The following is a 24,986-nucleotide window of genomic DNA, read 5'->3' on the forward strand; positions in this document are numbered from 1 at the left end:
GCACTCCTTTTTTTGTGTAAATGATCTGATTTGAAACAAATGTTTAAATACGCAAAATAATGAAAATTTATCTCGGAATTATTTACGATTTTTTATTATTATTTATTATAAAGTTATTTGATTTAATGAATAGTTAAGTTTTCTTTGAGTCCATAGGGAAAATTGATATAATGTGCATATAAGTTTAAAGGGAGCATATGTATGGAGGAATTTGAAACATTCGTATTCATAATTAGTAAAATTCATTTTTTGATTCAAAAAATAAAGAACGATGAAATGAAAAAATATGGTCTACACGGTTCGGATGCGGTTTTTTTATTTGCATTGTACCATCATCACCCGGATGGCTTAACATCTAAAGAATTAACTCAAATTTGTAACGTCGATAAAGCTGCCGTATCTCGAGGATTGAAAGAATTGTCAAATAAGGGTATGATTATTCGTGAAAAGAATGATCAAAAAGTATATCGTCTGAAATATACCTTAACGGAGGATGGTATGCAAATTGCAAAACGAGTTTATGAAAAAATTCAATCGGCAATGGATCTAGCGGGAGAAAACATGGATAATCCAGATGCATTCAATGCCTATCTTCAAATCATGTATGAGAATCTAGTCGCTTTTATCGGAGATACGAAAAATGAAATGGGCTAGACGATGGATATGCCGCATGTTCCAAACGAGCATGCGGCTTCTTTTCCCTTTTTTGCCATATCGCAATCCCCAAATCTTACATGCAATCAATCAAATCGATACCGTAAAGAAACAACATCCTTTGATCGTGACAGGTTCCCATACATCCAAAAGTGAAGGCATGAAAGAACTCATACATCATTATGACAACGTAACCATCTTTGACGGCGTCAAGGCCAATCCGACAACCGAAATGATCGATACGGCTTTTCAATTGTATGAAAAGGAACATTGTGATCATATCATTGGTTTTGGAGGGGGTTCATCTTTGGATTGCGCCAAAGCTGTGGCCGCTCAAGTGGCTCAACCACGCAAATCAATTGCCCAAATGGCAGGGGTCTTAAAAGTTTGCAAACAAACACCGTTTATGATCCTGATTCCAACAACGGCTGGTACCGGTAGTGAAACGACGATTGCGGCAGTGGTAACGGATAGTCAGACCCATCACAAATATGCGATCAATGATTTTTCTTTGATCCCGGATGTGGCCATATTGGAGCCGGCATTAACCGTATCCTTACCACCCCATTTAACAGCCTCGACCGGTATGGATGCGTTGACACATGCCATGGAAGCCTACATTGGTCGATCAACGACGAAACAAACACGGCAAGAAGCGTTAGAAGCCATTCGTTTGATTTATGAAAATATCTTGGTAGCTTATCAAGAGGGAACCAATATCGAAGCACGAAAAAACATGCTTCATGCATCCTATCTAGCGGGTGATGCGTTTTCTAAATCGTATGTGGGCTATGTACATGCGATTGCGCATTCATTGGGCGGTCAATACAATTTGCCTCATGGGCAAACCAATGCGACCTTATTGCCCATCGTATTGAAAGCATATGGACATCCCATTGATAAAAAGTTACATGATATGGCTTGTGTGGTTGGTTTAGCGGATGAAAGTACATCAGATGCACAAGCGGCACAAAGGATGATCCAATCGATTCAAAAGTTAAATCGTGCTATGGATATTCCATCCACGATACCACAAATTCGAAAAGAAGATATTGCTTTGATGGCTCGCTATGCCGATCAAGAAGCCAATCCTTTATATCCTGTTCCGGTCTTATGGGACCAAAAGGAATTGGGCATTCTTTATGAACAGGCTATGGACAAACCCAAAAATTTAGCTACTATAAAATAGAAAAAGAGTAGAAAGTGAGCAGTATATGGAAATAAAAGATATGTATGATTTGGATCATACGTTAGCGAAATCGTATTTATCCCAATTTACTTATCCTTGGGAAGCCTTGAAAGGAATCAAGGATTTTATCTTAGAATTAGGACCCACCTTATCCAGTGAATATAAAGAAGTGAGTGAACATGTTTGGGTACATGAAAGTGCTACGGTAGCACCAACGGCTTATTTGGGTGCTCCTTGTATCATTGGTCCACGAACGGAAGTGCGTCATTGTGCATTCATTCGTTCCAGTGCTTTAGTGGGAGCTGACTGTGTAGTTGGTAATAGTGTGGAATTAAAAAATGTGATCTTGTTTGATCATGTACAGACACCGCATTATAACTATGTGGGCGATAGTATTTTAGGCTATTATTCGCATATGGGAGCTGGCTCGATCACTTCCAATGTGAAAAGTGATAAGACTTTAGTTGTTGTCCATGGTCCAAAAAATATCGAAACGGGCTTAAAGAAATTTGGAGCCATGTTGGGAGACCATGTTGAAGTGGGCTGCAACAGCGTCTTGAATCCGGGTACGGTCATTGGTCCCGATTCGAATATTTATCCGGTATCTTGTGTACGAGGTGTCATTCCTAGCCATAGTATTGTGAAGACCGGTGGCGTGATCGTCGCGAAACGATAGAAAGAGGGTAGTATGCATACATCATTAGTTATCATGGCTGCTGGATTGGGAAGCCGGTTTGGTACGGGAATCAAACAATTGGAACCCGTTGGTTTGCACGATGAAATCATCATGGATTATTCCATTCATGATGCGATCCAAGCAGGATTTGATCAAATTATCTTCATCATTCGAAAAGACATTGAAGAAGATTTCAAAGAACGGATTGGTAACCGCATTGAAGAGGTTGTCAAAGACAAAGAGATTGCGATCCATTACTGTTTCCAGGCTTTGGAAGATTTGCCCGCTGGCTTTACTTGTCCATCCACACGGACCAAACCATGGGGAACGGGACAAGCCGTATTAGCGGCAAAAGACTTTATCGATGGACCATTCTGTGTCATCAATGCCGATGATTATTATGGAAAAAAAGCGTTTTCCATGATTTATGATTTTCTCCAAACCAATACCGATCCCGATGCGTATTGTATGGCCGGCTTTATTCTCAAGAACACGTTGAGCGATAATGGTACCGTCACACGAGGTCTATGTCAGACCAAGGGTGATGATTTGATTTCCATCGTGGAGACCCATGACATTGAAAAAACCAAAGAAGGCGCACAAAGTCATGGTCAAAGTATTGATGTTAACAGTCATGTTTCCATGAATATGTGGGGCTTTACCCCAGCGTTCTTACCCATCTTAGAAGCGGGATTCAAAACGTTTTTAGCCGATCCAAAAAATCATGAAAAGGGGGAGTATTTATTGCCGATTCTGATTGGAGATCTATTAAAAGAAAAACGAGTACGTGTCAAAGTATTGGAAACACCAGACACTTGGTTTGGGGTCACGTATCAAGAAGATAAACCCGTTGTTGAGAAGAGCTTTCGCGCTTTGATTGAACAAGGAGTCTATCCGGAAAATTTATATTCTGATATCTAGAATTTGTTTTGTTTATGGTATAGTAATAATACGGAGTTAAAGTATTATGTCATTAGAAGTTCGAAAAGCCAATGTGGACGATTTTCCACGCGTACGTTATTTCTATCAGTATTGTGAGAAACACGGTGATCAGGTACATACATTGGAAAAAATCAACGATGATATGTTACGAGAAGCCGTCGAGAATGAAAAGGTGTATTTGTGTTTTCAAGAAGATAACTTGATTGGGGCTATGATTCTTAAAGTTGAGGAACGAAAAGCTTGGATCACGCACATCGCAATTCATCCTGCTTTTTTTGGAAGAGGCATATTGAATATGATGGTGCAATATGCGTTAGATCATCTACAAGCCAATAACATCACAAATGTGCAGCTTTTTATTCCTGAAGATAATATCCAACAAGCCAACATGTTTAAAAATTTGGGTTTCAAACCTGGTACGGGCAGTTGGCTAGAGTACTTATTTGAGGAATAGCTATGTCACAAACGGAAAGATCAGTCTTAAATTACATTCGTCATGCTTTGGGGAATCATTTGTCGATTCCAATCCTATGGTATATTTCACATCATGACAAGGCGACCTATGAACAAATTCGAGGGTATATTATTTATGTAACCAATACAGATTTGAAACAAGCTTTGTCCGAATTGGTAACTTACCATGTTTTGAACGATAAACAAGGTGTGTATACATTCACCAAAGATGGGCAAGCCTTAGTACCTATTATAGATGAAATCTTTCAATGGGCACAAACAACAGCAAAGAAATCCTGAAGAGGATTTCTTTTTAGATGGAGGAATCAATATGAAAAAATTTTTTGGGATTGATGATTTACCCACCGGTCATGCATCCGATGCATTGACCCATGGCTGTATCGTCTTAGAAGGCGGTGCCTTTCGGGTATTGTATTCGGAAGGGGTCTTGGATGCTTTGATGCAGGCGGATATCAACATGGATTGTACCATTGGTGTCAGTAGTGGGGCCATGAATGGCGTCAGCTATACGATGGGACAAATTGGTCGCAGTGCCTTATTGAATCTAAAATATCGTCATGATCCGGAATATGTAGGATTCCATACGCAAAATACCGGAATCATTGGGTTTGATTTTGTGTTTAAAGGACGTTTTGCCCAAGAATATCCATGGGATTATGATACCTTTTATAAAAAAGAACGACGTTTTGTCGTTGTTTGTACCGATGTGGAAACCGGGCAAGCCACCTATTTTGAGAAGAGTCGTTGTGATGATATTTTAAAAGCGGTAGAAGCATCGGCTTCGATGCCCTATGTTTCCAAACCAGTGGAAGTCCAAGGTGGTTTATATTTGGATGGTGGCTGTTCGGTGAAGATTCCAGTCCAATGGGCCATTGATCAAGGCTATGAAAAAATCATCGTGGTGCGTACCCGTCCTCGTTCGTATCGCAAGAATTCGCGTTCAATGGCTTTGGTCAATCGTTTATTTTATAAAGACTATCCACTCTTTCAAAAACAACTGGATACCAGCAATCGTCGATATAATGAAGAATGTGATCGTATCGATCAATTGACCGATCGTGGTCGTATCTTTACGATCTATCCGAGTGAGCCCATTACGATTTCGCGATTGGAAACGGACATGGATAAATTAGGGCAATTGTATTATCTAGGCTATGAAGATGCCAAAGGACAATTGGCAAAATTAAAAACATATTTGGAGGCGACAAAATGAAAGGATTGGTTTTATTATTTCCAGGTATTCGTTATACCGTCGATATGCCTTTGTTGTATTATTCCGGTTTGTATTATCGTCAACAAGGATATAAAGTGGTTCCCGTATCGTATGGTGCCCAATTTGATCAAGTTGAATTTCATAATCAAGATATCACGCAGGAAATTGAGGATGCGAAAACGTATTGTTTGCCACAACTGCAAGCCATCGATTATTCGAAGTATGATTCTGTTATCTTTGTGTCCAAAAGTTTAGGTACGGTGATAGCTGGATGGGCCCAACAAACGTTACAGATTTCATGTAAACAAATCTATTTGACCCCCATTAAACAAACCCTTCCTTATATGGATTCGTCTTGTATGGCCATTGCCGGCGATGCCGATCAAGTATTGGATCCCGCGGTATTGAAAGCCTATTGTAAGAAGCATGACATCGAATATCATGTATTTCCTGGTGGACATCGAATTGAAGTGAAAAAGGATATTTCCCGAAACTTGAAAACCATTGATGCGATTGTAGCGTTACTGTAAAGTAGCGCTTTTTAAATGTTATGAGAAATATAAGTCAAAAAAGTCAAAAGTTATATTGTATTTAATACAAACTCATCGTATAATGAGGCCAGAGATATTTTTTAAGGAGAGTATAAAAACATGTTAGTTACATCAAAAGCTATGTTTGAAGCAGCCCAAGCGGGACATTTTGCAATCCCATCGGCCAACTTTGTCGATGAAGATTCTTTAAAATGGCATTTGGAAGTTGCTGAACAAGAAAATTTACCAATTATCATTGCGTTGGCAGAAAGCCATTTAAATCGTTTGATTGATTTAGAAACAGCTGCATATATTGCTGAATATCGTGCAAAAAAAGCCAGTGTTCCAGTTGTTTTACATTTGGATCATGGCGAAAGTTTTGAAACTTGTAAGAAAGCCATCGATTTAGGATTTACGTCTGTCATGATCGATGGATCCAAGTTGCCAATGGCTGAAAATATTGCCTTGACCAAGAAAGTCGTTGATTATGCCCATGCGCATGGCGTTGTCGTAGAAGGTGAAATTGGTCATGTTGGATCGAATGAAAATGCCGATGACAACGATATCTATACAACCGTGGAAGAAGCAACAACATTTGCGAAAGAAAGCCAAGTGGATTCCTTAGCTGTTTCCATTGGTACCGCACATGGTTTGTATAAAGGAACGCCAAAATTGAATTTTGATCGTTTGCATGAATTAGCCGCTGCCGTTTCTTGTCCATTGGTTTTACATGGTGGATCCAATAGTGGTGATGATAACTTGCATCGTTGTGCTACCGAAGGTATTGCGAAAGTCAATGTCTATTCTGATTTCATGGTCAGTGCAGCTAAACCTGTATTCGCTTTGGAACAAAAAGAACCAGAAGTCGAAGATTACTACACGATGAAAGCAGCCGCTAAAAAAGGTATGCAAGATATGTTGCGTCATGTGTATAAATTATTCGCAACTCAACCCGTAGAAAAGTAGAGGAGAAAAAATGACAGTATATCGTAAAGTGATTCATGTACAATCTCATGGAAAAACCACATCTTATATCAATATTACCGATGAAGTTCGCCAAGCCATCGAAGAAAGTGGTGTAAAGACCGGCATTTGTGCCGTTATTTCACCACATACGACATGTTCAGTATTCTTTGAAGAATATGCCCATGACCGTGATGAAAATGGCGATGAATCTTTGCAACATGATTTAAACATCGGTTTAGCCAAGATCTTCCCTGATCATGTGGATGCCAATACATACACGTACCCTGGTGAAGAACACTACAAATCCGTTGAATCTTGGCCAAATGCCAAAGATTACTTGCCAAACGGACGCCAAGACCTTTGGAACGGAGATGCGCACTTGCGTTCTACGTTGTTAGGTTCAAGTGAAGTCTTTGATGTCACTGAAGGAAAATTAGGTGTTGGATCAACGGGTTATGTTTATTTTGCCGATTTTGATCGTACACGTGGTCGTCAACGTCGTTGTGTTATTACTGTGTTAGGAGAATAAGAGTATGGAAAGAAAACCATTTTTAGTTGTAAATCCCAAATCCTATTTATATGGAAAAGAAAGCTTAGATCTTGCGATTGCTTCAGATAAAGTCGCTGCAGATACTGGCTTGACCATTTTCTTTACTTGTCCGTATGCGGATATTCGTTTGATCAAAGAAAATACGAAACATGTGATCGTTACCGCACAATCCATGGATCCATTGACACCGGGACGTGGTATGGGCCATGTCTTAGGTGAATCGTTAAAAGAAGCCGGTGCCGGTGCTTTATTCTTGAATCATGCCGAAAATCCAAAAACCGTCAGTGATTTATATAAGACTATCAATCGTGCAAAAGAATTAGGCTTGATCACGATCGTATGTGCCGATTCCGTAACCGAAGCCAAAGCCGTTTCTTGCATGAAACCCGATATCGTCTTAGCCGAACCAACCGATTTAATTGGTACCGGACAAGTAGCCGATGATTCATATACAACGGATACATGTAAAGCCATTGCGGAAATTGATCCCGATGTTTTGGTCATGATTGCTTCGGGTGTATCAACGGCTGATGACTGCTACAATGTCGTAAAATTAGGTGCTGATGGTACGGGTGCTACTTCTGGTATCTTAAAAGCACCCGATCCAAAAGTACGTGTGCGTGAAATGGCGGAAGCCATTGTCAAAGCTTGGAATGAAAGATAATTCGATTTCTTTTCGTTGGTGGGGCCATAGTTGTTTTCAAGTGACCTATCAAGATTACTCCATTGTATTTGATCCCTATCAGATGGGCAGCGTACCGGGCTATCCTCCTTTACATCTTATAGCCAATGAAGTGCATTGCTCCCATGATCATGCCGATCATAATGGAGTTTCTCAAGTGCAGATACAACCAGGAACCAATCCTTGGCAGATGCAATATATAGATACCTTTCATGACCATCATCAAGGTGCCCATCGCGGTAAAAATATTGTAACGGTCTTATCGGCCGATGGCTATCGCATTGCACATTTGGGTGATTTGGGCTGTATCAGTACGATCAATGCTTTAAATGATTGTGATGTATGGATGATTCCAGTGGGTGGCTATTATACCATTTCTGCCTTGGAAGCCAAGGCCATGATCGATATGTATCAACCCAAAGTTGTCTTACCGATGCATGCACGATTTGGTCAAAAAGGCTATGCAGAAATAGCACCTATCAACGATTTTTTAACGGAATGCTCCCATGTAAAAGTCGTTGATTCGGTGTATACCTACACCAAAGATTCCCCATCGGAAACCATTCTTTTTGATAAGAGTGTCTAATGTTTAGGCACTCTTTTTATGTTACTATAAGCGTATGAATAAATTTGATCCAATCGATGATATTAAAGTAAAAACCAAACAAGTTGTTAAAAAAGTGCAATATGATCGTCAAGTACGTACGTATACGAACTTGGATGATTTGCCTCGTGGCATTGCTTCCAACCAAATCACCGAAGGATGTATGGTCTTAGAAGGTGGTGCTTTTCGTGGGTGTTATACATCCGGTGTTTTAGATGCGTTGATGGAAGCCGATATCAATTTACGCACGACCATTGGCGTTTCGGCGGGAGCCATGAATGGAGTGGGCTATGTTTGTGGCCAAATTGGTCGGAGTGCGTATATCAATCTGAAATATCGAAATGATGATCGCTATGTCGGTCTGCAAGCGATGCGTACCAATCATGGCATCATTGGGTTTGATTTTGCAATGTTGGAATTAAATAAAGAATATCCGGTCGATATGACGCGGTTCAATGCACCCAATCGAGATTTTATCGCGGTAGTGACCAATTGTAAGACTGGTAAACCGGAATATATGAAAAAAGGGGTATGCAAAGATATTATTGGGGCCGTAGCGGCTTCGGCTTCGATGCCATATGTGTCGCAAATGGTGGAGATTGAAGGACAACCGTATTTGGATGGTGGCTGTTCCTGTGCGATTCCGTATCAATGGGCATTGGATCATCATTTTGAGAATATTGTGGTGGTCCGCACCCGTGACATTGAATTCCGCTATCCAGAAGAACCTAATCACAATGCGATGATTTGTGCCCGATATTTGAACTATCCCAATCTAGTTAAGGTGTTAGAAGAAGGGGATATGCGGTATAATAAACAGTGTAATGAGTTGGAACAATTACGCAATGAGGGACGTATCTTCATGATTAGTCCATCACAGCCCATCGATATTGGTCGCTTAGAAAAAGACACCTCGCGATTGGCCGAAATCTATTATTTAGGCTATGCGGATGGGAAACGATGTGTCCCATCTTTAAAAGCATACTTACATAGGGGGGATCGAAATGATTTGTAAGAATTGCGGTCATGAAAACGATGATCGTCGTCGATATTGTGAAAAATGTGGTGAATATTTATATCCAGAAGAAGACTTTACTGAAACGACCAAGGTGCATAAGGTGCAAACCGTGGTGAAGACCGATAAGAAAAAGGTCTTTCATTATGTTTTGATTGGTATGATCGTCACGTTGTTGGTAGTCGGTGGTTCGAGCATTTATTTTATGAATCAATTGCGGGTGTCCAAAAATGCCGAAATTGCTTCGTTAGAAAAAAAGAATCAAAAGTTGACCAAACAGGTCAAGAAATTGAAGCAGCAACAATCCAAATCGGATACTTCGTATGATAAAGAAATTGCGAAATTGAATAAAGAAAATAAAGAACAGGCTCAAAAAATCGTTGAGCTACAAGAACAATTGAGTGGTCAGGATACAAGTTCATCCTCATCCTCTTCAACGAAGAAGAGTTCTTCATCGGATTAAAAAAATAGATGCATCTTTGATGCATCTATTCTTGTAGTTCGAAAATAGCTTCAATTTCAACGGGTGCATCCATCGGCAATTGATTGATACCCACAGCTGTACGAGCATGGGTGCCATTTTGACCAAATATATCAAACAACAATTCACTAGCACCATTGGTGACAAGGTGTTGTTGATCAAAGCCGGTCTTGCTGGCAACAAAGGCTTGGACTTTGACAACCGATTTCACATTGTCTAGATCACCGACTTGATATTTAACGGCCGACAACATATTGATGATGCATAAACGCGCACATTCTTGACCTTGTTCTAGAGTGAGGGATTCACCAAGTTTACCGGTATAGGCAAGGGAACCATCCAACTTACAAGGTAGTTGTCCAGATACAAACAACAGGTTGCCTGCTTGTTTACATGGAATATACATGGCTTTGGGTTCGCTGCTTTCTGGTAACTCAATGCCCAGTTCTTCCAAACGTTTTTCAATATACATACAAAATACCTTCTTTCTTATGTAATCATAGGATAGAAATTTCATTTTTGTCAATGTAAGAGAAGGAGTTATCATGCGAGATTTTTCTCATATTAAACATTTGATCGTTAAAGTTGGATCGTCTTCCTTATGTGATGAAAAAGGAAACATCGATTCGCAACGCATTCTTGGTTTGGTTCAACAGATTGCGCACATCCGACAACGTGGCATTCAAGTCACTTTGGTTTCGAGTGGTGCCATTTCGGCGGGCATGAAAGCCATGAATTTACGTAAAAAACCGGAAACCATTCCTGAAAAACAGGCATTGGCAGCCATTGGCCAAGCCTCTTTGATGAAAATCTATGAAGATATGTTTCATATTTTTCATATGAAGAGTGCCCAGATCTTAATGAATCATGATGATTTTGATGATCGCAAACGTCTATTGAATTTCTATCATGCGATGCAAAGCTTGATCAAATACAAGGTCGTACCCATCATCAATGAAAATGATACCTTAGCTGTCGATGAGATCAAGGTAGGCGATAACGATACAATGGCCGCTTTGGTTGTTCCCATTGTCAATGCCGATCTTGTGGTTTTGATCAGTGATATCGATGGACTCTATGATAAAAATCCCCATATCTATAAGGATGCCCAATTGATTGAAGAGGTCGATGAAGTCAATCATGAAATTGAAAGTATGGCGAGTGATACCGATACTCAAATGGGTACGGGAGGCATGGTCACAAAACTACGGGCGGCCAAGATTTGTACGGAATATGGTTGTGATATGGCCATCGTCAATGGACAAAGCCCACATGTGTTATTGGATCTATTGGATGGCAAACCCGTTGGTACCTTATTTCATGGGGATGTGGGTCGTAACTTAAATGCACGCCAACTTTGGATCATGTATCAAACTTGGTCAAAAGGCTGCATCATTGTCGATGCCGGTTGTGCCAAAGCCTTGCGTCATCATAAGAGTTTATTGCCATCAGGCATTACGGGCGTATCGGGTGATTTTTCGATGTCAAGCATTGTGGATATCATCGATGAAAAGGGTGTGAAACTTGCGAAAGGTATTTCCAATTATTCCAGTAAAGAAATTGATAAAATCAAAGGCAAGAAGACCAGTGCCATCGAATCGATATTAGGTGAGCATGATTACGATGAAGTGGTCCATGCCAATAATATGGTATTAGTGAAACGGAGTGAAAAACATGATTGAACAATTATTAACCGATGCCAAAAAGGCATGTCGTACGTTCCAAATGGTCGATAGTGATACAAAGATCCAAGCATTAGAATCCATTGCGAAATATTTGATCCAGAAACAAGACGTGATTCTTCAAGCCAATGAAAAAGATATTGCCCAAGCCAAAGAAAATGGGATTTCATCGGCAATGATCGATCGTCTATTATTGACTAGTGATCGTATCCAGGAAATCAGTGATGGCGTTTTGAAGGTTGCCCATTTGGAAGATCCAGTCGGCCAAGTGATTCGTGAAATGCATCGTCCCAATGGATTGCTCATCAAACAAATTCGCATTCCGATTGGTACGGTTGGAGTTGTTTATGAAGCTAGACCTAATGTGACCGTTGATATTGCGGCTATTTGTATCAAGACCAATAATGTTTGTATCTTAAAAGGTGGAAAAGAAGCGTTTTATTCCAATATGGCATTGGCACAAGTCATGCAAGAAGCCATTCAAGATATCTTGCCGGTATCACCTATCTATATGATCGATGAAATGGATCATGCCGTTGTGAGTGAATTGATCAGTGATCGTGCCCATGTGGATGTCGTCATTCCTCGTGGTGGAAAGGGATTGATCCAATATGTGGTTCAAAACGCAAAAGTACCCGTCATTGAAACGGGTGCGGGTTTGTGTCATTTGTATGTGGATAAAGAAGCCGATATCGATATGGCCTTACAGATTGCGCAAAATGCTAAGCTCCAACGGCCAAGTGTATGTAATGCGATTGAAACCATCTTGGTGCATACTGATGTTGCCAAAGAATTTTTAATTCGACTTGCACCTATGTTTGCGAAAGTTCAAGTCTTTGGTGATGCGAGAAGTCTACAATATATCCCGGGTGAAATGGCCACAAAAGAAAACTATGCGACGGAATACGATGATTATAAGATCAATATCAAAGTCGTGGATTCCATGCAGGAAGCCATTGAACATATTTATACCTATTCTACGAAACATTCGGAATGCATTGTAACTAAGAATGACAAACGGGCCCAATATTTTATGGATGCCTTAGATTCAGCTTGTGTGTATCAGAATGCTTCAACGCGCTTTACGGATGGTGGACAATTTGGTTTTGGTGCCGAAGTCGGTATCAGTACCCAAAAGCTACATGCACGTGGTCCGTTGGGCTTACCGGAAATGTGTTCAACTAAATATGAAATCTATGGCCATGGCCAGATTCGTGAGTAAGAGTGATTCGTCACTCTTTTTTTTGGAAAACAAAGTATCGTTGACCAAGATAGTTGAGGCCAACAAATAGGCACATACCCACCAACATGGTCCCATTGTCTTTCATTGATACGCTAAGGGAGCTGAATAGGTTGGCCACCAATGGTTTGGCCAGTCCATACGCAATGTAATAATAGATGGTAATGTTGAGGGCAAAGGGAAGGATATCACCAATGCTTTTATCTTTTTTCTGAAAAGTAAAATACTTATTGAGAAAGTAGCTGAGGATACTGCCAAAAAAGTAATTGGAAGCACTCGATAGCCAATACGATAAGCCCAATACGTTATACGCAAGAAACATGATGGATGTGCCAAATAGGGTATTGATACAACCTACCAAAAGAAACCGCCATGTAGTTTGATCGATCCATTTAGTCATTTTGGATACCTCTGCGACTCTGTTTTTTGATGATATAAATCGGACGATGTTTACTTTCCATATAACACTTCGATGCGTATTCACCAATCATGGAAAGACAAAGAATTTGTACGCCCGCAAAGAACATCATCATAAAGATCATGAAATAGTGCGGAATAAACACCAAGGAAACAAGCATACAGAGAATACCAATGATTACACATAACTGAATGGTGCATCTGAAACGGAATAGATGGCTTGTAAGGCATAGGTGAACAAGCTTACAAAATTCCATTTGGATTGACCACCAGCACGTTTTTCATCATGAAAGCCGATCCATTTGGTGTCAAAACCAACATAGGAGAAAATACCTTTCATATAGCGATTGTTTTCTTTGATTTCCAAGATGGCATCGACCATAGGACGAGACATCATTCGACCAAGTCGTATACGTTTCAAGATGCGGATGGAAAATCCATCTATTTGGCGATATCAGTAGCACCCTATTCGGCAGCTCATCTATGGAGCCTAATCGTTGCTGGACTATCGATTCTAGTCGGATGGATTGCTTTTCGTTGGATGGGGAAGGTTCATTCCTTCCATCCATCAGTTTTTTATGAGCGATATGGCTTAGCGAAAATGTAGTATTTGTGCAGCAGGGTTTTGTTTGTGTGTCTATGGAAGTACGATTGTTTTAAATCCTATCTGGATGCAGTGGTATCACGAAAATATCAACAACACGACCTATCCGACTCAGCTAGAGACTTCTTTGTATTCCTATGCGAAAACGACGACTTTGTCCAACAAGAATAAAAAAGCGATTTCGAAAGCCATCCGTAAACACATGGATTTCTATGAAAGTGTCAGTATTCTCTATGATCAAAAGTTTATCAATGTGGATCATTCATCGAAACAAAGGAACTATCTACAATATATGAATGAGGATACGTTTGGCACGGTGCATACCTTTCAGGTACAATGGAAAAATCGCAAAACGTGGGTCTATGTCAATATGTATCCGGAATTGTATGACATGCAGGCAATAGAATACATAGAAATTGGCATTATTTTTTCTTTTTATGTTTTGATTCTGTATGGTTTTATGAAAAAGCGTGTACAAATCATTGAAAAGTTGACGCAGGATATTTCTTATTTGGAAAATGGCGATTGGACGCATGCGATTGGTGTGGAAGGCCAAGATGAATTGGGGCGCTTGGCCCAACAAATTGATGAAATGCGATTGTATGCGTATGAGAATCAACAAGCCGAACGACGAGCTAGCCAGGCCAATCATGATTTAATTACATCGATGTCTCATGATATTCGAACACCATTAGCGACATTAAAGGGGTATTTAGAAATATTGTCGCTAAAAAAAGGGGAAGAAGAAAGGTAAGCGTTTTATATACAACGGTGTTTGAAGAAAACGGATGAGTTGATTGATTTATCCGAGGCGTTATTTAAACAAAGTCTGCATGTATCCGATTCAAAAGAACTGCACATGGGCAAGATGGCCATTCAGGAAATCATTGCCTTATTGAATCAGATTGATGATCTCAAAAAACGAGGCTATGATATACAATTTGTGGATCAGACCATGCATGGCTGCATTGAAGGCAACTTGCCTTTGGTTCATCGTATTTTTAATAATTTATCCTCGAATATCATTAAATATGCGGATAAACAAAAACCGATCCATATATTGACCAAAGTTGAAAAGGGTGAATTTTATATCCGATTTGAAAACTATATTGCGTCTACAAAAGATGTAGAAAGCAATCATATTGGTTTACAAAGTGTGCAGATGAGCATGAAACAACTACAGGGTTCTTGTTTATGAGCAGACCCATGATCTCTTTTTGATCGTATTGACACTTCCTTTATGTAAATAGTTTTTTTATGTTACAATACCGATACCTATAAAGAACGTGTTAGAGATTGGCTCGTAGCACGTACCAACCTACAGAAATGCAAGGTGGTAAAGCCAAGATGATAGGTCCGTTTTCATATAGGGTCCTATCATCATCGATAGGGCTTTTCTTTTTTTAAAAGGAGGAACAACATGAAAACAAGAAGTTTAGAATCATTATTATCAAAGTATCCAGAAAAACGAATTTGGCTTTATTTAGGCGACCAAAAAACCAAAGATGAATTGATTCGTCAATTTTGTTTATTGAATGGCTTTGTTTCGTATGATGGAGAAGTTTTTGAAAATATCGACCTCAGAGAAGAAGAGCATGATCAAATTCATATGGTTGATGGCAGAACGTTATATATCTATAGTCGTCAAAAGAATACAGGCCTTTTACACAATGTAGTTTATATCGATTTTAAAAAGTATGTAGAAAATCGTATTTTTTATATCGTAAGTGAGGAAGAAACGAATCAACGATTGTGCGAGTTTCCCAATGGAATCAAATACATTTAACGTGTCCAGACCGGATGCGTCAATTCTTGATACAAGGTCTGGATACTTTTTAAGGTTGCATGACTAGCTCTGGCATAGAGTTTTGGATCGTTTAATCGCACCATCAAGGTTCTCGATTTACGAGGTTGATGCAAGGTATAATATTTTTCTAAATGCTCATTGGCACTGGTATGGATCCGCAGATGCGGATCTTTTAAATAGGTTAAAAAATCATCGATGGCAGAACTATCGATATACCAGATTGTATCCATTGAATGATCCGATACGATCGCAACGCCTTTTTTGGTAGTCAATATTTTTTTCTTTCGGGCTAACTGATAACGCAAATAAGCTAGATATTGTTCGTGATTCAGGATGGGCGTGCCTTCAAAATGCTGCATAAATTGGGTATAGATGGCATAGGAATCCACAAACTTTGTCGATACGTTGGTGGGATGACCTTTCTTTTTGGGTTCGATCCATGCCACTTTCCCATAGGCAATCGACTGAAAGCGATGGTTTTCTAATAATTGGGGAAAATCGGTTTCACAATAGGTCAAGACATGATTGTAGTGGCTTTGTTCCAAAACCACTTTGAGCAAGGATTTGAAATGGCCATGTTGCCGATGATTCGGATGGGTACAGGCCCATTGGATGCCAAGGGCAGAAACCATATGATCTTGTATTTGAATCTTGGTGGGTATGGTTTGAATCAAACTGATCAAATGCTCATTTTGCCAGAATCCATAGAGATGATGCGAATCGTATTGATGCATCATCCAAGCTTGCACTTGAAAAGGTTCCCATTGGATCATGGAGACTTCTAAAAGTTGTTGGACCGCTTCGGCTTGCGGAGTACAGGTGGTGATCATTGCGGATCCTCTTCATCGTGTTCGGTATATTCGGCATCGATCGCATCGGGATTGCGTTTTTCTGCTTTGATCTTTTTATCTCTTTGTTTCCAGGCTCCATAGCCTAAAGATACAAGGTAGATGATCACAAGAGCTGGCAATAAGACGGGTAAAAATTGAATCAGAAGGATCATTAACCCAAATAATAGAATATATGTATAAAAAAATCGCATAGTGTCTCCTTTTTAGATGGGGGTTTCCCATTCTATTTGCCCAATTGAGATGGGTTGGATCGATCCGTTGGATAGTTCTTTTAGATCGGATGTGATATCGTGATCGGTCAAATATTGATAGGTCACTTGTTCATTATAGTCTTTCAGGGTAATTTCGATTTGATGGGTACGAAAATAGGCATCCAATTTACCAATCAGATCATAGCCAAACGTAATGGTGTATTCTTCCAATAGTTTGGTTTCGGATTTGGTGGCTTTATCCAAGGCTTCTTTGACACTGGAACTATAGGCGCGAACCAAGCCGCCTGTTCCTAATTTGATGCCACCAAAATATCGAACCACGACCACAAAGATGTCTTCCATATGGTTGTGTAATAAGACATCCAACATCGGATGGCCAGCGGTTTGGCTGGGTTCACCATCATCATTGGATCGTACGATGTTGCCAATAATCATAGCCGTACAATAATGACGGGCTTGGGGATGGCTTTTTTTGATTTGTTTCAAGAATTCTTTGGCTTCTTGTTCATCGTTGGTTCGATGCAGATAGGTAATAAATTTGCTTTTTTTGATTTCGATGGTGTTGGTTACATCTTCCATAATTCTCATAGACTGATTCTACCATGCCAAGGACCGTTTTGTCCTTTTTTTTAGGAAACATAGAAAAATATGATTATATGGATATTGAAAGTTTAGACCATAAGAGGTGGAAAAAATGGAATCCTATGTGCAGACAACGAAGGTGTTAAAATCTTTATCCGACCCAAAACGGTTGGAAATTGTTGATCGATTGATGGAAAAAGAATATTGTGCATATGAATTATTGCCTTTGTTTCATGTGACACAACCTACGTTATCACACGACATGAAGGTATTGAGTGAAGCGGGTGTGATCAAACAACAGAGAAAAGGAAAAAATGTGGTTTATTCAGTGGATCGAAAAGTATTGGAGGATGTGGTGAATCATCTGAATGCGATCATTTCGAAGTGAATGATTTACAATTGTTAATGAAAGTGATACACTGGGTTCAAATGATAGAGGCGCAAAAAAGACACCGTAGAAAGGGAGTCGGCAGATGTTGATTTTCTATGGTAGCGATTTTGCCGAACTGCTTATTCAGGCATGGATAGGTGGTGGGCTTGCAGAGAAGATCTGTAAGACTGTCTACCTTTGGTAGGAGAGCTATCTGATTGCCTTTCACGTAACCAGTAAGATAGCTCTTACTGGTTTTTTTTATATAAAGGAGGAAAGTGATGTTAGAAATTGGTGGCGTACGAGTCGATACGCTTGCACAAACATACAAGACACCGTTGTTTGTGTATGATGAAGATCAATTACGATCCCGTTTACAGGAATATGCAACCTTTTTTCAATCCGATACGATGGAAACAGGTGTCCTATATGCTTCCAAAGCATTTAGCTGTAAGGCGATGTTGCGATTGGTCAAAGAATATGGTTTAAGTCTGGATGTGGTGTCCGGTGGTGAACTTTATACCGCAAAAGCCGTAGATTTTGATATGTCCAAGGTTTATTTTCATGGAAACAATAAATCCAAGGAAGAATTAGAAATGGCCATTAATTATGGTGTGGGAACGATTATTGTGGATAACTTGATGGAAGCGCAAATGCTTCATGAAATGAGTCAAAGCATCGATCATACGATCCACGTCTTGCTTCGAGTCAATCCAGGAATTGATGCCCATACACATAAATATATCGTAACGGGACATGTCGATAGTAAATTCGGTATTTCCTTGCTCCAAGAAAAAGAGTTGGTGGATGTGATTCGCACATTTGATCAAGATGAGCATCTATCTTTTGATGGGTTACATGCCCATATTGGATCGCAGATTTTTGATAAGAATGCATTTATTGCCGAGATTGAAAAGATGTTTGGTTTCATCAAACATTTAGAAGATACCTATGATATTCATTTGAATACGTTGGATTTGGGTGGTGGATTTGCCGCTACCTATACTTCGGAAGATCATCCTATTCCTTTGCAGGAAGTTTGTTCAACCATTGTTTCTCATTGTGAGAAACAAAACCAAGAATTGGGATTATCCATTCAAAAGATCTTGATTGAACCGGGACGGAGCGTGGTTGCGGAAGCGGGTTCCACCATCTATACGGTGGGATTCATGAAACAAACACCGAATAAAAAGTATGTATTTGTCGATGGGGGCATGGCCGATAATATTCGGCCGGCATTGTATCAAGCCAAATACAATGCAGATATTGCCAATAAAATGGATGCACCGAAAGATACGGTTTACACCGTGGCTGGAAAAGCTTGTGAATCCGGCGATATCTTGATTGAAGGCATTGCCTTACCAAAGTGTGAACCGGGAGATTTATTGGTTACGTATACAACGGGTGCCTATGGCTATGCGATGGCCTCGCACTACAATAAAAATCCTTTGCCCGGTGTTGTCTTCTGTCGACAAGGAAAAGCACGTGAAGTGATTCGAAGGGAATCGTACGAACATTTGATTGATTTAGAAACGGATGAATAAGAAAGGATGTGTTTTCAATGATCAAGGGTTCTATTGTTGCATTAATTACACCATTTCATGAAGATGGCAGTGTTGATTTTGATAAGTTAGGTGAATTGTTGGAGTATCATGTAGCCAATCATACCGATGGTATCTTGGTTTTAGGAACAACGGGTGAATCGAGTACCATGACCCATGAAGAAGATGATGCGGTCGTTCGTTATACGATTGATAAGATCGATCATCGGATTCCCGTTGTGGTTGGAGCTGGTTCTAACGATACGAAAACAGCAGTCGATAAGAGTATCAAATATGAAAATATGGGTGCCGATTATTTGTTGATCATCACGCCGTACTACAACAAGGCCAATGAAGGTGGTATGATTGCCCACTTTACAACCGTAGCCAATGCGGTTCATACCCCTATTATCTTATATAACGTACCAGGACGTACGGGATGTAAATTAAGTGAACATGCCGTATCCGTATTATCAAAACATCCAAATATTTGTGGTATCAAAGAGGCTAGTGGGGATATTAGTTATGCTACCCGTATTTCTCGTTATTTGAGTGATGATTTTGTGATGTATTCTGGTAATGATGATATGGTCGTTCCCATTCTTTCCTTAGGTGGTTCCGGTGTCATTTCTGTCTTTGCCAATACCAATCCACAAGAAGCCCATGATATGGTGCAAGCTTGGTTTGATGGGGATTTGAAGAAATCTTTATCCATCCAACAAAAATATCTTGATTATATTCATGCCTTATTCTGTGAGGTCAATCCAATTCCAGTCAAGGCTGCTTTGAATTTGATGGGTAAGAACGTGGGTGGTTATCGTTTGCCATTGTATCCAATGGATCCTAAGAACCACGATCATTTGGAAGAAGAAATGAAGAAAGTAGGGATCATTGAATGAAATTAATCATTGGTGGACAAGGTAAGATGGGCTCACTTTTAAAAGAAACGGCCCAGAACTTAGGTCATACAGTTTTAGCCAATGTCGATACATCCAATTTGGATGTCTTAGATACACTGGAAAGTGCGGATATGATCGTTGATTTTTCCCATCGCGATAATTTAAATTGGATCATTGACTATGTCAACGCCCATGATTGTGCTTTGGTTTATGGGACTACGGGGTTGGATGCGGATCAAAAAGCGCAATTGGTGACTTTATCCAAAACGCATCCTGTCTTCTTTTCCGCAAATTATTCCTATGGTGTGGCGGTCTTTACCGAGATCATGAAAGTAGCCGTACCAATGTTGAAAGATAGTTTTGATATGGAGTTGGTGGAAACCCATCACAACCAAAAGGCCGATGCGCCAAGTGGTACGGCCAAAGCCATCTTGGAAATCATGAATCCCAATGGCGAATTCAAAGAAGTCTATGGTCGTCATGGCTTGATTGGTCCACGTCAAAAAGAAATTGGTGTCCATGCTTTACGTGGTGGTACCGAAGCTGGTGAACATACGGTTCATTTCTTTGGTGATAATGAATCGATTACGATCACGCATCATGCAACCAATCGTCAGATTTTTGTCAATGGGGCTCTAAAAGCCGCAGCTTGGTTGGAAGGTAAACCGGCTGGATTGTATGGCATGCCAGATCTTTTAGGAGTGAATCAGGCATGAAGATTGCGATCATAGGTCGTGGTGCTATTGGAACGTTGTATGGTCAGTTGTTTGAAAAGGGTCATCAAGATGTGGTCTTCTTAGTAGATGCGGATCGTAAGAAACGTTATGAAGCCAATCCTTTGATTTGTAACGGAAAACCAGTGGATTTTCAATATGAAACCCAAACCGATCCGGTGGATCTCTTATTTATTTCCACAAAATATAGTGGTCTGCCAAGTGCCATCGAACAAGCAAAAGATTCAATCGATGCACATACGATCATTGTATCAGCTTTAAATGGAATTGTATCTGAGGAGGAATTGCGTAAAGCCTTTCCAAAGAACAAGGTAATTCGAACCATTGTTCAAGGTATGGATTCGACCTATTTACATAATCAATGTACATATAAAGTGGTTGGTGAACTTTTGTTTGGAGCGGATGAAAAAGATCAAATGGAAGCGTGTCAATGTTTGGAACAATTGTATACGTCTTGTCAAATTCCTCATCGTTGGGTCGAAGATATTGTTAAGGAACAATGGAATAAATTGATGTTGAATTGCGGTATTAACCAAACGTGTGCAGCGTATTATACAACGTATGGTGGTATCAAGGTCGATGGTCCGCTACAAGATATTTATATGAAAGCGATGTTGGAAGTGAAGGCCGTGGCCAATGCCCAAAATATTCCAATTACGGATGCGGATGTGCAACATTGGTTTGATGTGATGGAACCGTTATCCAATGAGGGTATGCCCAGCATGCGTCAAGATATCATTGCGCATCGAAAAACGGAATTGGCCTTGTTTTCGGGTACGGTCGTTCCTATCGCAAAAAAATTAGGTATTCAAACACCGGTATTGGAAGATCTGGCCCGACGTATTCGTGCGATTGAAGCTGCGTTCTAAATAATATTTAGAAGTGTTAGAAAAATAAACAATGCATGGAACTTTCACAAAACATAGTTTTTTCGATATAATGAAACCGGAAAGGGTGAAGGAACATGTGTGAATTGTTTGGCTTTTCAGGAAATACCTATAAAGAGATGAATGACTATTTGGACGTGTTCTATTCCCATAGTGTACGACATCCGCATGGATGGGGCTTGGCTATCTTGGATGGTAAAGTTTCACGGGTTGAAAAAGAGTCCAAACAAGCGATTCGATCCCTTTATTTAGCGGAGCGTTTATCCGAACCGATTTATGCACGGACGTGTTTAGCCCATATTCGTTATGCGACCGTAGGCGAAATGAAATACAACAATTGTAATCCCTATCGGTGGGTAGATCGATATGGTCGCACGTGGACCATGGTCCATAATGGTACCATCTTTAATTATGATGCATTGAATAAATATAAGAAAGTCCAAGATGGCGAAACCGATAGTGAACGTGTGTTGTTATTTATTGTGGATGCAATCAATCGTAAAGAAATTGAATTGGGTAAAGAGTTGAATCAACAAGAACGTTTTGAACTCTTGGATACATTGGTTTGTGACTTATCCCAAGGTAATAAATTGAATTTGATGATTTATGATGGCGACAATTTCTATGTTCACACCAATGAGGCACATACCCTGAATCAATTGGAAACACCGGATGGTCGTTACTTTTCGACCAAACCTTTATCAGAGGAAGATTGGTATCCGGTTCCGTTGACGCAATTGTTGGCGTATCAAGATGGTGAATTGATTTATCAAGGAACCAATCATCATCATGAATATGTATATAATGCGGATCAATTTAAGTCCATTGGTGGTGACTTTATTGACTTTGCGAATCTCTAAGAAATGGATGGGTGTCCATTTCTTTTTTTTCGGAAATGATTTAGAATATATATCACATAGTAAAGGATGATCATATGACAAGAATTGGTTTAGTATGTGAAGGCGGTGGCATGAAATGTGCCTATGGGGCCGCTATATTAGATAAATTTTTAGATGATAAGATTACGTTTGATTATTGTATTGGTGCTTCAGCAGGTAGTGCGAATCTAGCAAGCTACTTGGCGGGACAACGCGGTCGCAATATACGTTTTTATACAAAGTGGATCAAGAATCCGGAATTTTTTGGCAAAAAGAGTTTTTTGAAGACCGGTGATTTATTTGGTCTCCATTATATTTATGGTACCCTTACCAATTCGACGGGCAAGGATCCAATCAATTATCAAGCCATCATGGATAATCCATCCGAGTTTGAATTGGTCGCAACCGATGCCAAAACCGGAAAACCGGTGTATTTTGATAAGTCGGTCATGAAACAAGATGATTATCGTGCCATCATGGCTTCCAGTGCCATTCCAGCGGCTTGTCATCCCATCCAAATTGGCAAGGACCGTTATTATGATGGTGGGGTATCGGATGCGATTCCTTGTCAAAGAGCTTTGGATAAAGGATGTGACAAATTGGTCGTAATCACGTCCAAACCACGGGATTATGTCAAAGAACCAGAAGCGCATAAGAAGTTGTATCATGCGTTATGTGCCAAATATCCAGCAACGATCAAGGATTTGGATAGACGACATATCATGTATAAACAAGAACAAGATTTGATGTTTGATTTGGAAAAAAAGCACAAGGCGTTTATCTTTGCGCCCAGTGAGCATCTACCCATGAGTACGACATCCATGGATCCCAAAGAAAATGAACAATTGTATTCGTTGGGTATGTATGATTATGTGAAGTTGAACAAGGCATTTCAAGCCTTTATTGAGGATGCACGATGAAAAAAAAGGTAAAGACGATCATTTGTATCGCATATCTTGTGGTGATGTTTTCTTTGATCGTTCATCTATTGGAACAGCCATTTGATATTTTTCATCGCTTTGCGTGGGTATTGATTGGTTTTTATGTATGTGATCTGATCGATGTGACATATAAAGAAAATCGTTTGATCCAAGCCTTAGCTATCACGTTTGGTTTTTATTCCCTATACCAAGCCTGGTTAAATTTATATACAATGTTGACGATTCCGTCCTTTCTTTCCATGATTTTTACCATTTGTCTTTTGGCTCGACTCCTCTTGTGTTTTGTGCCATGGAAACAATGGAAGAAGACCAAATATCGGGGGTATACCTTATTACGAAACTTACCTCTTTTCGGAATGGGTGTGGTATTAGAGCTCTTATTTATCGAATCGGGAAATATGAATAGTTATGGATTATGGTTGATGGAGATATTCATCCCTTTACTCTTTGTGTTCTTTGAACTCGAAGATCTTCAACTCAAAAGACCAACCATTTGGATGGTAGGTAGTTGGATCAGCCATTTGGGATTGGCCTTGATGTTTTTACAGATGATTGGACAGATATAATGAATATGTTAATTTTTGCATATTATGATTTTATTAGCTAGTTTCCATTGAAGCTAGCTTTTTTGTATGGTCACTTTATGAACGAAAGAAGGATGAAAAATTCAAATTTTAAGAAAGTTTTAAGGTTCTATTTCATTGAACAGTGTTTAAAAAATCTGTAATAACTGGAATTAGTTCCCACTGGGAAGAACATTCGTCCATATGGAATAACTGTTCGATTATGTATTAATTGTTAGAAGCATAATGTATATAACAAATGTCAATTCATTATTTGGAAAAATCATGAAAAAAAGCTTGAAACTGTTGTTCTGTATTTGATGGGACGACACTAACGAAATCGGCAATAAAAAACTAATCAGAAAACGAATATTTCAATTAGCCTTTTTAAGCATATATTTCATATAAACCAGATTGTTTAAATATTGATGTCCTTTAAAATGAACTTAAATAACAGAGAGAATAAATTTTAATTACTCACCCTTTTTGTCAAAACATGAAGATTTAGTAGATCCAAACCACATTTTTAATGATTCAATAGCGGAATCAAGTTTTTTTAATTCAGCTTCGATTTTTTCCATATCGGAAGTTTCATCTGCAAATATCTCTATCAAACGATCTTTTTATTTTCTAGATTATTTAATGATGAAAATATTTCAACTGCTGTTTTTGTTACTGATTGATGGCAATTGGTTTAAATCACTGACGAATGGCACAATCGGTCTTACAATATTTATTGCATAAATAAACATCATCATATATTTCAGACATATTTAATACAGTCTTTGGATCCGGTATTCTT

Annotated in this window: 34 protein-coding genes and 1 riboswitch; of the genes, 27 read left to right on the top strand and 7 right to left on the bottom strand. The window is 39.5% G+C overall.

What is annotated here, in order from left to right:
* The first annotated feature begins 201 nt into the window (after nucleotides 1-201).
* From EDX97_RS00350 to EDX97_RS00415, 14 genes are all read left to right on the top strand, one after another.
* On the top strand, nucleotides 202-654 hold the full coding sequence (locus EDX97_RS00350) for a MarR family winged helix-turn-helix transcriptional regulator (RefSeq protein WP_128519240.1): 453 nt from the start codon (nucleotides 202-204) through the stop codon (nucleotides 652-654).
* Nucleotides 641-1,843: an iron-containing alcohol dehydrogenase gene (locus EDX97_RS00355; RefSeq protein WP_128519241.1), complete on the top strand. Its 1,203-nt coding sequence runs from the start codon at nucleotides 641-643 to the stop codon at nucleotides 1,841-1,843. Before EDX97_RS00350 ends, EDX97_RS00355 begins: the two co-directional genes overlap by 14 nt.
* 25 nt (nucleotides 1,844-1,868) lie before the next feature.
* Nucleotides 1,869-2,519, top strand: a complete 651-nt coding sequence (locus EDX97_RS00360; RefSeq protein ID WP_128519242.1) for an acyltransferase — start codon at nucleotides 1,869-1,871, stop codon at nucleotides 2,517-2,519.
* A 12-nt stretch (nucleotides 2,520-2,531) separates the two neighbouring features.
* The gene (locus EDX97_RS00365) at nucleotides 2,532-3,440 is read left to right on the top strand and encodes a nucleotidyltransferase family protein (protein WP_128519243.1); all 909 of its coding nucleotides are present in this window, start codon (nucleotides 2,532-2,534) and stop codon (nucleotides 3,438-3,440) included.
* 46 nt (nucleotides 3,441-3,486) lie between these two features.
* Nucleotides 3,487-3,915 (top strand): GNAT family N-acetyltransferase, encoded by a 429-nt coding sequence (locus EDX97_RS00370; RefSeq protein WP_128519244.1) that lies wholly within the window; start codon nucleotides 3,487-3,489, stop codon nucleotides 3,913-3,915.
* A 2-nt stretch (nucleotides 3,916-3,917) separates the two neighbouring features.
* Nucleotides 3,918-4,214: a winged helix-turn-helix transcriptional regulator gene (locus EDX97_RS00375; protein WP_128519245.1), complete on the top strand. Its 297-nt coding sequence runs from the start codon at nucleotides 3,918-3,920 to the stop codon at nucleotides 4,212-4,214.
* A gap of 31 nt (nucleotides 4,215-4,245) precedes the next feature.
* A complete protein-coding gene (locus EDX97_RS00380) occupies nucleotides 4,246-5,148 on the top strand; it encodes a patatin-like phospholipase family protein (RefSeq protein WP_128519246.1) in 903 nt (300 codons plus the stop codon).
* Nucleotides 5,145-5,678, top strand: a complete 534-nt coding sequence (locus EDX97_RS00385) for a hypothetical protein (RefSeq protein WP_128519247.1) — start codon at nucleotides 5,145-5,147, stop codon at nucleotides 5,676-5,678. Before EDX97_RS00380 ends, EDX97_RS00385 begins: the two co-directional genes overlap by 4 nt.
* Before the next feature lie 120 nt (nucleotides 5,679-5,798).
* Nucleotides 5,799-6,644, top strand: coding sequence for a class II fructose-bisphosphate aldolase (locus EDX97_RS00390; RefSeq protein ID WP_128519248.1), 846 nt, complete (start codon nucleotides 5,799-5,801; stop codon nucleotides 6,642-6,644).
* Nucleotides 6,645-6,654: 10 nt separating this feature from the next.
* The gene (locus EDX97_RS00395) at nucleotides 6,655-7,173 is read left to right on the top strand and encodes a YjbQ family protein (protein WP_128519249.1); all 519 of its coding nucleotides are present in this window, start codon (nucleotides 6,655-6,657) and stop codon (nucleotides 7,171-7,173) included.
* 4 nt (nucleotides 7,174-7,177) lie between these two features.
* A complete protein-coding gene (locus EDX97_RS00400; protein WP_128519250.1) occupies nucleotides 7,178-7,858 on the top strand; it encodes a triose-phosphate isomerase in 681 nt (226 codons plus the stop codon).
* Nucleotides 7,848-8,462: an MBL fold metallo-hydrolase gene (locus EDX97_RS00405; RefSeq protein WP_128519251.1), complete on the top strand. Its 615-nt coding sequence runs from the start codon at nucleotides 7,848-7,850 to the stop codon at nucleotides 8,460-8,462. The genes EDX97_RS00400 and EDX97_RS00405 overlap by 11 nt, the downstream gene beginning before the upstream one ends.
* A 34-nt stretch (nucleotides 8,463-8,496) precedes the next feature.
* Nucleotides 8,497-9,495, top strand: a complete 999-nt coding sequence (locus EDX97_RS00410; RefSeq protein WP_128519252.1) for a patatin-like phospholipase family protein — start codon at nucleotides 8,497-8,499, stop codon at nucleotides 9,493-9,495.
* The gene (locus tag EDX97_RS00415; protein WP_128519253.1) at nucleotides 9,485-9,958 is read left to right on the top strand and encodes a zinc ribbon domain-containing protein; all 474 of its coding nucleotides are present in this window, start codon (nucleotides 9,485-9,487) and stop codon (nucleotides 9,956-9,958) included. Before EDX97_RS00410 ends, EDX97_RS00415 begins: the two co-directional genes overlap by 11 nt.
* A 25-nt stretch (nucleotides 9,959-9,983) precedes the next feature.
* On the opposite strand, the gene EDX97_RS00420 is transcribed toward EDX97_RS00415, so the two are convergent.
* Nucleotides 9,984-10,448: a RidA family protein gene (locus EDX97_RS00420; protein WP_128519254.1), complete on the bottom strand. Its 465-nt coding sequence runs from the start codon at nucleotides 10,446-10,448 to the stop codon at nucleotides 9,984-9,986.
* A gap of 73 nt (nucleotides 10,449-10,521) precedes the next feature.
* Here EDX97_RS00420 and proB point away from each other — a divergent pair, with 73 nt between their 5' ends.
* Both proB and EDX97_RS00430 read left to right on the top strand, forming a co-directional pair.
* The gene (gene proB, locus EDX97_RS00425; RefSeq protein WP_128519255.1) at nucleotides 10,522-11,658 is read left to right on the top strand and encodes a glutamate 5-kinase; all 1,137 of its coding nucleotides are present in this window, start codon (nucleotides 10,522-10,524) and stop codon (nucleotides 11,656-11,658) included.
* The gene (locus EDX97_RS00430) at nucleotides 11,651-12,880 is read left to right on the top strand and encodes a glutamate-5-semialdehyde dehydrogenase (protein ID WP_128519256.1); all 1,230 of its coding nucleotides are present in this window, start codon (nucleotides 11,651-11,653) and stop codon (nucleotides 12,878-12,880) included. The genes proB and EDX97_RS00430 overlap by 8 nt, the downstream gene beginning before the upstream one ends.
* Before the next feature lie 10 nt (nucleotides 12,881-12,890).
* Here EDX97_RS00430 and EDX97_RS00435 read toward each other — a convergent pair whose 3' ends face one another.
* The 3 genes from EDX97_RS00435 to EDX97_RS00440 are packed head-to-tail and all read right to left on the bottom strand — an operon-like array spanning nucleotide 12,891 to nucleotide 13,736.
* The gene (locus EDX97_RS00435) at nucleotides 12,891-13,298 is read right to left on the bottom strand and encodes a GtrA family protein (protein WP_128519257.1); all 408 of its coding nucleotides are present in this window, start codon (nucleotides 13,296-13,298) and stop codon (nucleotides 12,891-12,893) included.
* Complete coding sequence (locus tag EDX97_RS11600) at nucleotides 13,291-13,440, bottom strand: hypothetical protein (protein WP_183164207.1); 150 nt, start codon at nucleotides 13,438-13,440, stop codon at nucleotides 13,291-13,293. The genes EDX97_RS00435 and EDX97_RS11600 overlap by 8 nt, the downstream gene beginning before the upstream one ends.
* Nucleotides 13,441-13,493: 53 nt before the next feature.
* Nucleotides 13,494-13,736 (bottom strand): hypothetical protein, encoded by a 243-nt coding sequence (locus EDX97_RS00440; protein WP_128519258.1) that lies wholly within the window; start codon nucleotides 13,734-13,736, stop codon nucleotides 13,494-13,496.
* Between the two features lie 208 nt (nucleotides 13,737-13,944).
* Here EDX97_RS00440 and EDX97_RS00445 point away from each other — a divergent pair, with 208 nt between their 5' ends.
* The 3 genes from EDX97_RS00445 to EDX97_RS00455 all read left to right on the top strand — a co-directional run bounded on the left by EDX97_RS00445 (nucleotide 13,945) and on the right by EDX97_RS00455 (nucleotide 15,705).
* Nucleotides 13,945-14,673: a HAMP domain-containing protein gene (locus EDX97_RS00445; protein ID WP_148039790.1), complete on the top strand. Its 729-nt coding sequence runs from the start codon at nucleotides 13,945-13,947 to the stop codon at nucleotides 14,671-14,673.
* Between the two features lie 21 nt (nucleotides 14,674-14,694).
* Nucleotides 14,695-15,117 carry a histidine kinase gene (locus EDX97_RS00450; RefSeq protein WP_128519260.1) on the top strand — a complete coding sequence of 141 codons (423 nt, stop codon included), beginning with the start codon at nucleotides 14,695-14,697 and terminating at the stop codon, nucleotides 15,115-15,117.
* Between the two features lie 222 nt (nucleotides 15,118-15,339).
* The gene (locus EDX97_RS00455; RefSeq protein ID WP_128519261.1) at nucleotides 15,340-15,705 is read left to right on the top strand and encodes a hypothetical protein; all 366 of its coding nucleotides are present in this window, start codon (nucleotides 15,340-15,342) and stop codon (nucleotides 15,703-15,705) included.
* On the opposite strand, the gene EDX97_RS00460 is transcribed toward EDX97_RS00455, so the two are convergent.
* From EDX97_RS00460 to EDX97_RS00470, 3 genes are read right to left on the bottom strand one after another with little or no spacing between them, the layout of a single operon-like run.
* Nucleotides 15,702-16,556, bottom strand: a complete 855-nt coding sequence (locus tag EDX97_RS00460; protein ID WP_128519262.1) for a GNAT family N-acetyltransferase — start codon at nucleotides 16,554-16,556, stop codon at nucleotides 15,702-15,704. The two genes, EDX97_RS00455 and EDX97_RS00460, sit on opposite strands and share 4 nt — an antisense overlap.
* On the bottom strand, nucleotides 16,553-16,768 hold the full coding sequence (locus EDX97_RS00465) for a hypothetical protein (RefSeq protein ID WP_128519263.1): 216 nt from the start codon (nucleotides 16,766-16,768) through the stop codon (nucleotides 16,553-16,555). Before EDX97_RS00465 ends, EDX97_RS00460 begins: the two co-directional genes overlap by 4 nt.
* 12 nt (nucleotides 16,769-16,780) lie before the next feature.
* A complete protein-coding gene (locus EDX97_RS00470; protein WP_128519264.1) occupies nucleotides 16,781-17,377 on the bottom strand; it encodes a YigZ family protein in 597 nt (198 codons plus the stop codon).
* A gap of 106 nt (nucleotides 17,378-17,483) precedes the next feature.
* Between EDX97_RS00470 and EDX97_RS00475 the strand changes: the two genes are divergently transcribed.
* From EDX97_RS00475 to EDX97_RS00510, 8 genes are all read left to right on the top strand, one after another.
* Nucleotides 17,484-17,759: an ArsR/SmtB family transcription factor gene (locus EDX97_RS00475; protein ID WP_148039791.1), complete on the top strand. Its 276-nt coding sequence runs from the start codon at nucleotides 17,484-17,486 to the stop codon at nucleotides 17,757-17,759.
* A gap of 37 nt (nucleotides 17,760-17,796) precedes the next feature.
* A riboswitch (Lysine riboswitch) is annotated at nucleotides 17,797-17,962 on the top strand.
* A 60-nt stretch (nucleotides 17,963-18,022) separates the two neighbouring features.
* On the top strand, nucleotides 18,023-19,285 hold the full coding sequence (lysA, locus tag EDX97_RS00480; protein WP_128519265.1) for a diaminopimelate decarboxylase: 1,263 nt from the start codon (nucleotides 18,023-18,025) through the stop codon (nucleotides 19,283-19,285).
* Between the two features lie 17 nt (nucleotides 19,286-19,302).
* Complete coding sequence (dapA, locus tag EDX97_RS00485; RefSeq protein ID WP_394806121.1) at nucleotides 19,303-20,181, top strand: 4-hydroxy-tetrahydrodipicolinate synthase; 879 nt, start codon at nucleotides 19,303-19,305, stop codon at nucleotides 20,179-20,181.
* Nucleotides 20,178-20,897, top strand: coding sequence for a 4-hydroxy-tetrahydrodipicolinate reductase (gene dapB, locus EDX97_RS00490; RefSeq protein ID WP_128519267.1), 720 nt, complete (start codon nucleotides 20,178-20,180; stop codon nucleotides 20,895-20,897). Before dapA ends, dapB begins: the two co-directional genes overlap by 4 nt.
* Nucleotides 20,894-21,784: a ketopantoate reductase family protein gene (locus EDX97_RS00495; protein WP_128519268.1), complete on the top strand. Its 891-nt coding sequence runs from the start codon at nucleotides 20,894-20,896 to the stop codon at nucleotides 21,782-21,784. The genes dapB and EDX97_RS00495 overlap by 4 nt, the downstream gene beginning before the upstream one ends.
* Nucleotides 21,785-21,879: 95 nt before the next feature.
* Nucleotides 21,880-22,662 carry a class II glutamine amidotransferase gene (locus EDX97_RS00500; RefSeq protein ID WP_128519269.1) on the top strand — a complete coding sequence of 261 codons (783 nt, stop codon included), beginning with the start codon at nucleotides 21,880-21,882 and terminating at the stop codon, nucleotides 22,660-22,662.
* 74 nt (nucleotides 22,663-22,736) lie between these two features.
* Complete coding sequence (locus EDX97_RS00505; protein WP_128519270.1) at nucleotides 22,737-23,600, top strand: patatin-like phospholipase family protein; 864 nt, start codon at nucleotides 22,737-22,739, stop codon at nucleotides 23,598-23,600.
* Complete coding sequence (locus EDX97_RS00510; RefSeq protein ID WP_128519271.1) at nucleotides 23,597-24,187, top strand: hypothetical protein; 591 nt, start codon at nucleotides 23,597-23,599, stop codon at nucleotides 24,185-24,187. Before EDX97_RS00505 ends, EDX97_RS00510 begins: the two co-directional genes overlap by 4 nt.
* Nucleotides 24,188-24,986 lie beyond the last annotated feature (799 nt).

The sequence above is a fragment of the Absicoccus porci genome, assembly GCF_003725415.1.
Taxonomy (GTDB): domain Bacteria; phylum Bacillota_I; class Bacilli_A; order Erysipelotrichales; family Erysipelotrichaceae; genus Absicoccus; species Absicoccus porci.